Raw genomic sequence first — 11,670 nt, 5'->3', positions numbered from 1 at the left:
TTCAGACGTGTGCTATTACGATGTGAGCGAGCGCCGGCGCGAAGGCATGAGCGAGCGCCGTCGCGAAGGCATGAGCGAGCGCCGGCGCGAAGGCATGAGCGAGCGCCGGCGCGAAGGCATGAGCGAGCGTAAGCGCGATCGCGTCGGCACCGGCAGGGGCGTCGGTGTCGGCGGCGGCATCAGCGACAGCGGCAGGGGCTCCGGCCGCGGGATCAACAACTGACAGGCGGCCGGCGTGTGGCTGACGCGGTGACCGGCGGCCAGAAGGCCGCCACCGTGACCGCGAGCCACACGCTCGCCTCCCCGTGAGGCGGACCCGGCCCCGTACGCTCGCCTCCCCATGAGGCAGGCCCGGCCAGGCTCACGAAAGACCGTCCCGCGACGGGCGGCCCGACCCACCGAGCATTCGGGGGCGGGCCGCTCGTCGCCCCGGGCCCGGCGGGCCCGGGGAACCAGGGGTCCGGAGGCCCGCCCGTGTGCGTCCGTCGCGAAACGAAAACGATCATCGTGGAATCCCCGCTCGTACGTGCGGGCCGTGGAATTCCCCGGGTCTCTTCTCCGTGTCTCTTCTCCGGGTACGGTCAGCACTCGTACGTGTACGCGGTCAGCGCGCGGCGGCTTCGTGGGCGTCGACGAGCTGTTTGGGAGCCGTCAGGCACCACGCCTCGGTGACCAGCTCGAACAGCTCATCCGCGTCGATCTTCGCGAGGTGCACCACGACCCAGCCGAACCGGCCCGCGGTGAACTGGATCTCGAACACCTCCGGCCGCTCCGCCACCAGCGCGAGCTGCTCCTCGATCGTCGACTTGAGCCCCACGGTCTCCGTCTTCTCCCACAGGTAGCCGAAGCCCTTGCCCCGCACCTTCAGCGAGACCCACTCACCGCCGTCGCCCTGCTCGGTCTCGGGCAGCTGCTTCACCATCTCCAGGAATTCATCCACGCTCACACCCATGGCCCACGGTCTACCAGAGCGCACCGACATTTATCCCCTGTCACCCCAGGCGTCCGTCAGCCCGTGACGCCCGGCTCGCCGTTCTCGATGTGTCCCATCAGGCGGCGGGCGAAGCCGGTGTCCCCGGCGACGGTGATCCACAGGTCGTACCATCCGGTCGCGGCCCGCCACGGCACCCGGGCGGTCTCCCCGGCCGCGAGCCGCAGCGCCCGCGCCGCCCCGCCGTAGGCCAGGGGCGAGATCGTCACGTCGGCCGGTTCGTCACCGGTGTTGACGACGACGACCTCGATCGTCCGCGTGGCCGCGTCGATCACGCTGGACGTCTCCACCGGGTCGTCCGTCCCGCCCCGGAACTCCCTGCGGAAGCCGTTCGGCCCGGTGAGGACGAGGGCGTACGTGGGACACGGGAAGTAGACCACCTCGCGGGCGTGGCCGAGCACGTCGAAGTGCAGGGGCCGGACGAGCTCCCCCATGTAGCCGTACAACGCCAGGTGCGCGCTTTCCGTACCGGTGTTGCTCATCGCGATCTCGACGGCGCGGCCGCTGGTCCGCGCCGAGGCGTCGGGCCGGTACGGCAGCGCGCGGGCGGGCCTGACGCCCGGTTCCCTGCCGGGCATCCGCTGCTCGGCGGGGGCGTCGGGGTACCAGCGGCCGGTCGGGATCGCCTGGGCGGACGCGGTGCCCGGGGCGGGTGAGGTGTCCCGGACGGGTGGAGCGTCCTGATCGGGCGAGGTACTCCGAGCGGGCGAGGCACCCTCAGAGGCGTCGGGAACCGGCACTCCGGGCATTCCCTGCGTATCCGGCATTTCTGGCGCTGCCGACGTGGGCCACGCCTCCGGGCGGGCGAAGTCGAAGGCGGAGGTGAGATCCCCGGCGACGGTCCGCCGCCAGTCACTGATGTCGGGGGCCCTGATGCCGAGCCAGGTCTCCAGGAACCGGACCGTCGAGCTGTGGTCGAACGTCTGGGAGCAGACGTGGCCCCCCACGCTCCACGGCGACACGACGATCATCGGGACGCGCATGCCCAGCCCGATGGGCCGTCCGCCGACGAACTCCCCCGGGGTCCCGTCCGGCGGGACGGGCGGGGGGACGTGGTCGAAGAAGCCGTCGTTCTCGTCGTAGGTGACGAAGACCGCGGTCTTCGCCCACACCTCCGGACTCGAGGCCAGCGCGTCGAGGATCCGGTAGACGACCTTCCCGCTCTCCACGGCCGAGGACCCCTCGGGGTGTTCGGAGTCGGCGAGCGAGGTCACGACGTACGAGACGGCGGGGAGGCGTCCGGCCGCCACGTCGGCGGCGAACCAGTCCCCCAGCCCGCCCGTCCGGGTGCGGCGCAGCGCCCGGTCGTAGAGCACCCGGTCGGCCGGATCGAGGCGTGCCACCCTCTCCTCCAGCTCGGCGAGCATCGGCGCGGGGTCCTCGGACGCGCGCACCTTCTCGTAGAAGGAGTGCATGCTGCTCTGGCCTAGCTTCGCCATGACCGCCTTGAACGCGGCGAAGAACTCCAGGTTGTTGCACTGGTAGTTGTCCCACTCCTGGTAGACCTGCCAGGAGTGCCCGGCCCGGGTCAGCAGCTCGGGCACCGTGGTCCAGGAGTAGCCGGGGTGCCCGTCCTCCTCGCAGGCGCCGTTGTCGACGGCCCGCTGTTCGGTGCCGGGCTCGTAGCCCGTGTGGCCGGAGACGTGGTAGTTGCGGTTCGGCGTCGTGGAGCTCAGCACCGAGCAGTGGTACGCGTCGCAGATCGTGAACGCGTCCGCCAGCTCGTAGTGGAACGGGAGGTCCTCACGGTCGTAGTACGCCATCGTGGACGGGCCCTTGTTGGGCACCCAGGCGTCGTTCCAGCCCATCGCCCAGGCGTTCTGGGTGCCGAGCCAGCTGTGGTCGTGGGTGTCGAGCAGCATCGGGTCGGCTCCCGCGCGCTCGGCGGCCTCCCTGAGAGAGAAGGGCAGGATCCCGTCCTGCTCGAAGACCGGACGCAGGGCACGGGTGGACACCGCGTTGCGGTCCCCGTAGCCGCGCACCCCGCGCATCCGGCCGAAGTAGTGGTCGAACGACCGGTTCTCCTGCATGACGAAGACGACGTGCTCGAGGTCGGAGAGGGTTCCCGGAGGTACGGGTCGCGCCAGCAGGCGCACGAGAGAAGGGGGAAGTGCGGACCTTGCCGACATTGACGCATCCCTTTAACGGCTTTTCGGGCAAGCCTCAACCTAACAACCCGGCTCCGTCCTTCCCACACCCGGGATGCAGCCCCACAGTCCTGCCTACGGGTTAACCGACATCATCCGGAAAAAATCTTTCCAAGAGTCCACCGACGCAGTATTTTCCCGAAGGGGAACCACAGCACCGGACCGATCGGCGAGGAGGCCGGATCTGCCAGTCGATCACAACATCCTTCAGGGGTGGTACGGCGAGTCGTACGTGAGCCTGCTCGCCTCGTGTGTGGGGTTGACGGTCGCCAAACCTCAGCCCGACGTCGACGGAATCGATCTGTTCCTCAACTATCCGCAGGCACGCGGCACGCGGTATCGCCCTCAGATCGACATCCAGGTCAAAACGGTTCGCACACCGCAGTACACGAATTCCAAGGCACTGACGTACACCCTTGAGGCCAAACACTTCAACGAGCTCGCCGGCGGTGGTTTCGACACACCGCGCTATCTGATCGTGGTACACGTACCGAGCCGTCCCTGCGAGTACGTTCATGCCGAACAGGAGGACACCGAGATCAGGGTCCGCCATCGCGGCTACTGGGTCTCGCTGGAGGACCAAGCCGTCATTCCCGGCAACGGCCAGAATTCCAAGACCGTGAGGCTGCCGTTGGCGAATGTGGTGACGCCGGCGGTCCTGCTGGAACTCATGATCCGCCCGGAGGCGTCATGACTCTCGGACAGGAGTATCTGGATGCTCTCGCCGGTCTGCGTCCGCAGGAGATCTCCACCTATCTCGCCAACGCCGGCTGGCTGGGCAGCGACGTCATCGGCCGTTCCCGGATCTGGGTCCTGGACGACACGGGCGGGGAGTTCGAGGTCCTCCTTCCGGGCGATACGGGGATGCGCGACTACCTGCCACGCATGGTGAGCCTCTTTCAGGTGCTCAGCGAGGTCGAGCAGCGACCGCAACCGGAGATCCTGCGCGACGTCACCGCGAAGAACATCGACTCCCAGCACTTCACCACCTACCCCGAGGGACCACCGGGGACGACGTCGGTGGTCGACGCCGTCGACGCCTACGAGGGGCTTCGCTGGCTGTACATCGCGGGAGCCTACGCGGTGGACGGCGAACCCCGGCTGGTGCTGCCGAACCGGAAGTCTCGGACCGTCGAGGAATTCCCCCGCCACGTGCGGTTACGCCCACCCCGGGCGGGCAGCTATGTGATCACCGCCGAGGTGCCCTTGAGCCTGCGACCGGAGGCAGAGGCCCTGTTCATGCCGGAGGAGCCGTTCTCCCGCCGGGTGCTGCTCCGCCTCTACGACACGATCCGTGCGGCCAAGGCCGCCGCGGCCGAGGCGTCGGAGGCCTCTGATCTTTCACCATTCGCCGACCGGGTGGGAGAGGGCGTCTCGGTGACGCTCTGCCGCGCGCTGGCCCTGTTCGGCGGGGCGGACCGGGAGCGGCCGTTCAAGATCCAATTTTCGTGGGCGAGCACACTGCCCACCGGTGTGCGGACCTCCGCCATCCGTTTCTCGGAACCGGAGATAGCCATGCTCACCCAGGCCGAAGAGGACCTCGGGCACGACAGACGGCAGGAACAGGAGGCCGACGTCACCGGGACGATCTTCAAGTTGGAGCGGGCCGCCCCGGAGCAGATGGGCTGGGTGGTGATCGAAGGGGTGGCGACCACGCGCGGATCCGAGCGGCGCACCAGACGGCGACGGATCTGGGTCCGTCTGGGAGGCGACGACTACAGTTCCGCGACCCGTGCCCATGACTACGGATTGCGCGTACACATGACCGGCGTCCTGGTACGCACGATGAGCAGGACGCAGCTGGAGGCGGTACGCGGGTTCGCCGTGCTGGAACACGGGTGAACCGTCCCTGCCGAAACCCAGCGGACCGCCACCTGGCAGGCCCGGCGAACTCTCACCCGACAGGACGCAGCGGCCCGTCGCCCGGCCGCATGAGCGCGCGGAAGTGCCCGACGAGCCTGCCCACCACCTCGGGATCGCGGAGGATCACGCCGATCTCCAGGTTGTGGGCGAGCGCCCGGTCGGTGAGGTTCGCGCTGCCGAGGAGCGCGACGTTCCCGTCCGCGGCGACGACCTTGGCGTGCAGCGCGGGAACCGAGCCGCCGACCTTCGCCCTGCCCGCCCAGGCCCAGAACGTGACCGACGGGCGGAGCGCCTCGAAGGGCGCGGTCGCGGCGGACCCGCCGCGTAACGCGCCGCCGTCCTCGACGGTGTCCTCCAGGATCAGATCGACGCGGACGCCTCGCCTGGCCGCCCGGTCCAGTTCTCGCACCACCTCGGCGACGCCGAACGCGGCGAAGCTCACCACGAGCAGCGACGTACGGCTGGCGCGGATCACCTCGACGATGACCGAGCCGGTCAGCCGGACGGGCACCTCGTCGCTGTGCGGACCGCTGACCACGACGTCGGTCCGGCGGCGGCTCTCCTCGGCGTGCATCCGGGACGCGGTCTCCAGCGCGAGCGCCACCGCCGAGCCCGGCGGCGGCGGGTCGGCCGCCGACCAGGCGGCGACGAGCCGGGCCGCCCGCGCTCCCATGACGGTCCCTGTCCTGGCCTCGGTCAGCAGGCCCCGTACCTCCGGACGCGGTTCGGGATGCTCACGCAGGATCCTCGCCCATGCCCGTACGTGGACCTCGGGAAGCTCCCGGGCAAGCGCTGCGACAACGGCGGGCAGGCCGCCGACACCCGGCAGACCCCCGGCATCCGGCGGGCCACCGGCGCCCGGCAGGTCGCTCACCGCGCGGCCAGGAAGCCGATGCCGAGGTCGCTGACGGTGTCGACGAGCAGGGCCCGGTCCAGGTAGTGGTTGCCCCGCTCGCACGAGGTCTCGGACGCGAACAGGCAGGCGTGGCACGCCGAGCCGTACAGGTGACCGTGTTCCGCCGGGTCGCGTTCGGCGCAGAGCGGATCGGAGCTGCACAGCCCCGCAGCGTCCAGCGCCTGGTCGATGAGCGTGCCCAGCCGGTCTCGCCTGCCCAGGGTGACCAGGCCGCCCAGCGTGCCCTCGCTGTCGGGGGCCGCGGTGTACAGCAGCACGCCCGCCATGGGCTGCGGGCCGGTCCTGGAGTAGATCCGCTCGCCGATGCCCGCCGCGCTGTAGCCGCTCTCCAGCGCGAACTCCCGGATGAGCGCGTGGGCGAAAGTGTGCAGCAGCAGGTAGCGGATGCCCGGCCAGTGGCCCGGTTCGAGCCGACGCCGGGCCCGCCACGTGTCGTGTCCCCTGCGGAGCCGCTCGTGGCGTCTACGGACGTCGGGACGTCGTTCCCAGGTGGCCAGTTCCTCCTCCCGGAAACGCAGGAAGATGCCCTCGCCCCGCATCTCCGCGCACGGCACCCAGGTGGGCCGGGCGACGGAGATCGGCGCGAACTCGGTGTCACCGCCGTCCTCTCCCCATTCGGGGGCGTCGATCCTGGTGAAGCCGTACAGGGCCGACACCTGGCGCAACCGGGTGACCAGGACGACCTCCTCCAGCCACCGTTTCCCCTCGGCTGGGGGGCGTTCCTTCTCCGTGGTGAAGTCGGGCAGCCTGACCGGCTGCGCGCGGGTGAAGGCGTTCCACTCGGGGGTCACCAGGTCCAGCTTGTCATCCTGGTCGTCGTCACCGGGACTCTCGGCGTGCCGCCGGATCGCCTTCCAGACCCCGTCGACGCCGTACTGCTCCAGCTCCGGCCAGCATCGCAGGTTGGGCAGCAGCTCCTTGGCATCCTCCTCCGGGAGTCTCGCCGCCAGCTCCAGCATCTTCCACAGCTCTGCGACCCGCTGGTCGATCTCGGCGTCGGCCTGCGGCAGGGTGAACGCCTTGAGCTGCATGCCGAACCAGCTGTTTGTGGCGCCCAGGCCGATCGTCCGGGCCTCCTCGCCGCAGCCCTGGAACTGGTCGGATCGCAGGTGCGGGTGGCGCCCCCGGCAGCGCGGCAGGTTCGGGACCATCTTCTCGCCGATCGCCTGCGCCATCGACCGTTGCGGGACGCCGCACGAGCACCGCACCCACAGGCTCGCCGCGTCACCTGTGGTGCCCTGTTCCTCCAGGGTGAGGGTGTGCCCGCCGTACTCGGGAACGACTCCCCGGTGGGCGAAGAACATCCAGGGGAAGTCGTCGAGGTGCCCGTGGACGCAGGCGAGGACGAACCGGGCGGGCACCGCGGTGGGCCGGCTCCCGCCGCTGCCGCGGCAGCCGTGCACGTAGCGGATCCGGTCGGGAGAGAAGGCGTGCGGCAGGAGCTCGAACAGGCCGGTCTCCACCGGGGCGAGCAGCCCGCATCTGGGGTTGGTGCAGCGCAGCCAGCGCGGGAACAGGGTGACGGGCACCCCCACCTTGGTCCACTCCCCGAAGGAGTCGGACGACTCGGGGATGTGGGGAGGGGTGCGCAGCGCCTCCACAGGCGCCTGTAGCTTGGCGCGCACCACCGCGAGCAGCCGGTCCTCCGGGACCTCCTGGGTCTTGGACCGATCCCACTCGTCCAGCCCGCACACCATCACCGACAGGTTGGGCATGTCGGCGACCGCCCCCACACCGTAGGTGTGCAGGAGCTGGTTGGGACGCAGCTCACCGACCCGCAGGCTCGATCCGGTCGCCGGGCGCTCCCCTCGGCCGGGAAAGCCGGTCATCGCACGCTCCCCTCGGCCGATTCGGTCACCCGGTTCCATCGGTCGTGAAAGCCGGTCATCAGGCACCTCCTCCCGCCGTGAACGGCGGTTCCCGGATGATGGCGAGCGGGTCGTCCTCGGGCAGGAGCAGCAGGCGCACTCCCGGCTCGACGTCCCGCAACGAGGTCGGGCAGGTCATCGGCCGCCAGCGCCCGTCCTCCGGGCGGCGCAGCAGCCCGGAGGCGTCCTTGGGCGTCCCGGCCGCGCGGTCGTTGTAGGCCAGCCGCCGGCCCGGTATTCGGCGTTCGTCGTGCCACTGGTCGAGCCGGGCGTCCAGGTGACGCTCGACCTCGACGCCCACCCCGTTGTCCGCGGTGACCTCCCGGGCTCTGCGCTTGACGAACCGCACCACGTGGTCGGCCAGCTCGCCGGCCCGGTCGAACCGCCCGGCGCTCAGGTTGCCGTTGTAGGTGGGCTCCAGATTGCGCACTAGGGAGACCAGCACCCCGGTCAGCCCGCGGTCGACGGCGCGCTCGGCGAACGGCGTCACCGACAATGCCTCCACGTGCCGGTAGACGGTGGCGTGGAAGTGCTCGAACGTCTCGTAGTGCGACAGGTCACGCGGCCGGGCCCAGTTGTAGACCGTGAACACCAGTCCCGGGGCGGCACGCCCGACCCGGCTGGTCGCCTGGATGTACTCGGCGGCGGACTTCGGCTGGTTGGAGACGACCATCACCCCGAGGCGGGACACGTCGACCCCGACGGCGATCATGTTGGTGGCGAGCAGGATGTCGATCGGGCGGCGCCCGCGCGCCTCGCGGTCGTCGGTGAACGCCTGCTCCAGGTGGTCGAGCACGATGGGGATGTCTGAGGACGACAGCCGGGAGGTGAGCTCCTTGACGACCGGGTCCCAGCGGCGGGAGAACCCGCGGTCCTCGGCCCGCGACAGGCGGGTGGAGACGTCGTCCTCCACCATGCGGCGCATCGCGCCCAGGTCGCGCAGGCTGTTGAAATAGCCGACCAGGGTCATGTACGGGTCGGTGACCCGGTTGCGCCCGTACCTGTCGTGCAGGGTCTGGGCCGCGCCGAGCACGGCGACGTACACCCGGATCAGCACCGACTTGTTGCGGACGCCGTGCGCGCAGATGCCGACGTAGCGGCGGCCCGGCCGGTGACCGGACGCGGCCGGATCCACCGGGCGCTGCCGGGAGAAGAAGTTGTCGCCGATGTCCAGGCCGGGGGGCGGGAAGATCTCGGTGTGCCGGTCGAAGAGCGCCCCGATCTGCTGCTGTGCCCGTCGCACGGTCGCGGTCGAGGCGATCACCTTGGGCCTGACCCGCCTGCCGCCCGGGAGCTCCCAGGTGGCGAGCCGGTCGACGGCCGTCTCGTACAGGCCGGCCAGGGACCCCAGCGGGCCGGAGATCAGGTGCAGCTCGTCCTGGATGATCAGATCCGGCGGCCGGAGCCGGGAGACGCCGACGATCCTCGCGGACGGCAGCGCCCCCTTGGCGGGATGCCTGGCCGACGCCGACGACAGCTCCCAGTCGTTGGATCCGGTGTCCTCGGTCACGTATCCGTGCCGCTCGCACCGCTGCCCGACCCGGCCGAACAGCGCCTGGGTCTCGCCGCGCCAGGGGAGCTGGGCGAACTTGTCGACCGTCGCGATCACGAGACTGGGCAGCAGCCGGTAGATCTCCTCGTCCACCAGGACGACCGGGAGGCCCTCGGGGTCGGTGACGTCGTTGAAGTCGCAGTAGAGGTTGTTGCAGAACACCTGGGTGCGGCGACGGGTCGGATCGACCACAATGTTGATGCCCGCCTCCAGCACCTCGCCGCACCACGGGCAGCCGGTGAGCTGGTGCGGGGAACCGGCGGCGCGCACGAAGCCCCGCCGTCCCGCCTTGCGCAGCTGCTTCAGCCAGTCGGCGGCGTCGTCGGTCTTGTTGGGGGTCACCCGCGCGCCGACCCAGAGGCCGATCCGGAACGGTGTCGTCCCCCATGTCGTCTCGTCGCCGCGGCGCAGGTGCTCGCACGCGCAGATCAGCGCGGTGGCGCGCTGGAACTGCTGGATGGTGAGCAGCCGCAGGGTGTAGCGCATCAGCACCGCCACGCCCGCCGACGGGTCGTAGCCGCCGAGCGGCGGGCCGAGCCTGCGGATCGCCAGCGTGAACGCGGTCAGGCCGAGATACGCCTCGGTCTTGCCACCACCGGTGGGGAACCAGAGCAGGTCGGCCAGCGCGTCGCCGTCGCTCTCGGGGGCACCGCGCTCGGCATGCCCGGGATCGGCCAGCGCGGGCAGGTTCAGCAGCAGGAACGCCAGCTGGAACGGACGCCACCGGTGGTTGTCCGGCGTGTCGACCCGTCTCAGCGCCTCCTCCAGCGTGGTGGCGGGGTTCTTGCGCCGTACGGCCGCCGCCAGCGTGTGCACGCGCTGCAGGCGCATCGCCTCGTTGGCGAACCGGAAGGCCCTCAGCGCGCTCTCGTCCCGCGCGCTCTCGCGGGGCGCGTCCCCGTCACGCCTTTTCCCGTCCTGCGCATCCCCGACGTGTGTGTTCACCTCTGGCGCGTTCCCGTCGTACATGCTCTCGTCGCCGCAGAGCAGGTCGATCCCGGCCTCGATCCGGTCGGCCGCCCTGCGCGCCGTGGCCAGCGCCTCGTGCGGCGTCCTGCCGTACGGATCGAGCCGCTCGCCGGAGTCGGCGAGGCGCCCCTCCTGCCGGTCGATCCAGGAGCGGTATCCGGTGACCAGCGGCGACAGGCCCCTGCGCAGCGCGGCGGCCGGGAGGCGGGCGAGCGCCTCCATGTCGAGCACCAGGTCGGCCAGCTCCGGCAGATCAGGGTCGGCGTCCGGGTCGGGCACGCCGGTGAACGGGATCTCGTAGCCCGGCACGGCCCGCGTCTCGATCAGGACCGCCCGCATCGGGTCGTCCGGCGCCTGCCGCGCCGTCACTCCCACCCCGTGGCCGACGGCGAACTCCGGGTGGAAGCGGTAAGCCATGGCCAGCCGCCGCTGCTCGGCGCGGTCGATGTCGTCACCGCCGCCGAACGTGTCGGGCCTGGCCCGGAAGATCGGCCCGTCGTCCACGGCGCTGACGCTCATCCGCGCCTGGAACAGCCACGCCCTGGCCTCCAGCGTCTGCGGCCTGGGGGTGGTGTTGACCATGAAGACCGAGACCAGCCAGCCGCCGTCGTGAGGGCGTGCCCGGCCGCGGACCACCACGTGCTCGTCTGAGGGCATCCGCTCCGGATCGAGCCGGCCCTCCCGCAGCTCCAGCCGCACGACTCCGGAATCGGGGACCCGTGACCAGACCCTTCCGCCGGTCGCGCCCGCCCCGCCCTCGCCACCCTCGGGACCGTCGACGCGCTCGTAGCGCGCCCAGTGACCGGTCACCTTCAGCTCTGCCGTGTCACCGTCCACGAAGACCATGCAGCCCAGGGCGGAGGGCATCAGGCTGGCGGTGGTCAGGACGGACGGCTCGGCCTCGTCCTCCCCCACGTCGGCGCCGTCGGTGTCGGCGCCGTCGTCCATCAGATCGGGCTCGATCGTCTCGCCCTCGGGGGCGAGCCTGCCCAGGATGTAACGATCGGTCGGACGCTCCTTGAACTCCTCCTCCTCGTCCCCGAAGGAACCGTGGAGGTCGTGGACGACCAGCTTCTCCAACTCGTCCCGGATCCGGGCCTCGTCGGGACGTTCGAGCACCGTCTCACCGCTCATGGCGATCACTGTAGGGGCAGAGCACGACATTCCACAGGCGCTCGCAGCAGGACAGGCGGCATGGTTCGCGGGCCCTCGATTTACCGTGAAGTGTGAAGCGTAGCCCTTCCCCGCCCAGCGAGCCCGTTCAGCACGGAGCACAGCCAGGTACGCCGCCATGTCCTTTCCGGACATCTTCGTCACCAGGCATCGCGAGACCGCACAATCTTCAAGCGTGAGCGGCCTACGCG

The 11,670-nt window shown here is 70.6% G+C and carries 8 protein-coding genes; 3 read left to right on the top strand and 5 right to left on the bottom strand.

The window, feature by feature from the left end:
• Positions 1 to 223: hypothetical protein (locus AB0G15_RS39660; protein WP_362850475.1), on the top strand; the 223-nt coding region annotated here is incomplete at its 5' end.
• Between the two features lie 381 nt (positions 224 to 604).
• Here AB0G15_RS39660 and AB0G15_RS39655 read toward each other — a convergent pair.
• Entirely contained in the window at positions 605 to 952 is a 348-nt protein-coding gene (locus AB0G15_RS39655) for an MmcQ/YjbR family DNA-binding protein (protein WP_362850473.1), read from the bottom strand.
• Between the two features lie 56 nt (positions 953 to 1,008).
• On the bottom strand, positions 1,009 to 3,120 hold the full coding sequence (locus tag AB0G15_RS39650; RefSeq protein WP_362850471.1) for a phosphocholine-specific phospholipase C: 2,112 nt from the start codon (positions 3,118 to 3,120) through the stop codon (positions 1,009 to 1,011).
• A gap of 250 nt (positions 3,121 to 3,370) precedes the next feature.
• Between AB0G15_RS39650 and AB0G15_RS39645 the strand changes: the two genes are divergently transcribed.
• On the top strand, positions 3,371 to 3,832 hold the full coding sequence (locus AB0G15_RS39645) for a DUF4365 domain-containing protein (RefSeq protein WP_362850469.1): 462 nt from the start codon (positions 3,371 to 3,373) through the stop codon (positions 3,830 to 3,832).
• Positions 3,829 to 4,980, top strand: a complete 1,152-nt coding sequence (locus tag AB0G15_RS39640) for a hypothetical protein (protein WP_362850468.1) — start codon at positions 3,829 to 3,831, stop codon at positions 4,978 to 4,980. Before AB0G15_RS39645 ends, AB0G15_RS39640 begins: the two co-directional genes overlap by 4 nt.
• A 52-nt stretch (positions 4,981 to 5,032) precedes the next feature.
• On the opposite strand, the gene drmC is transcribed toward AB0G15_RS39640, so the two are convergent.
• From drmC to drmA, 3 genes are read right to left on the bottom strand one after another with little or no spacing between them, the layout of a single operon-like run.
• A complete protein-coding gene (drmC, locus tag AB0G15_RS39635) occupies positions 5,033 to 5,875 on the bottom strand; it encodes a DISARM system phospholipase D-like protein DrmC (protein ID WP_362850466.1) in 843 nt (280 codons plus the stop codon).
• Complete coding sequence (locus tag AB0G15_RS39630; protein WP_362850465.1) at positions 5,872 to 7,746, bottom strand: DUF1998 domain-containing protein; 1,875 nt, start codon at positions 7,744 to 7,746, stop codon at positions 5,872 to 5,874. The genes drmC and AB0G15_RS39630 overlap by 4 nt, the downstream gene beginning before the upstream one ends.
• A 58-nt stretch (positions 7,747 to 7,804) precedes the next feature.
• Positions 7,805 to 11,440, bottom strand: coding sequence for a DISARM system helicase DrmA (gene drmA / locus AB0G15_RS39625; protein ID WP_362850463.1), 3,636 nt, complete (start codon positions 11,438 to 11,440; stop codon positions 7,805 to 7,807).
• Positions 11,441 to 11,670: the final 230 nt, after the last annotated feature.

Source organism: Streptosporangium sp. NPDC023825, assembly GCF_040639575.1.
GTDB lineage: Bacteria > Actinomycetota > Actinomycetes > Streptosporangiales > Streptosporangiaceae > Streptosporangium.
The sequence above is the reverse complement of the archived record's forward strand: the minus strand, read 5'-3'. Positions and strand labels throughout refer to the sequence as shown.

What these genes read in the sequence shown, in the direction of transcription:
- AB0G15_RS39655 (WP_362850473.1), bottom strand. Translation starts at nt 952, where the DNA reads ATGGGTGTGAGCGTGGATGAATTCCTGGAGATGGTGAAGCAGCTGCCC.
- AB0G15_RS39640 (WP_362850468.1), top strand. Translation starts at nt 3,829, where the DNA reads ATGACTCTCGGACAGGAGTATCTGGATGCTCTCGCCGGTCTGCGTCCG.
- AB0G15_RS39630 (WP_362850465.1), bottom strand. Translation starts at nt 7,746, where the DNA reads ATGACCGGCTTTCCCGGCCGAGGGGAGCGCCCGGCGACCGGATCGAGC.
- drmA (WP_362850463.1), bottom strand. Translation starts at nt 11,440, where the DNA reads ATGAGCGGTGAGACGGTGCTCGAACGTCCCGACGAGGCCCGGATCCGG.
- AB0G15_RS39650 (WP_362850471.1), bottom strand. Translation starts at nt 3,120, where the DNA reads ATGTCGGCAAGGTCCGCACTTCCCCCTTCTCTCGTGCGCCTGCTGGCG.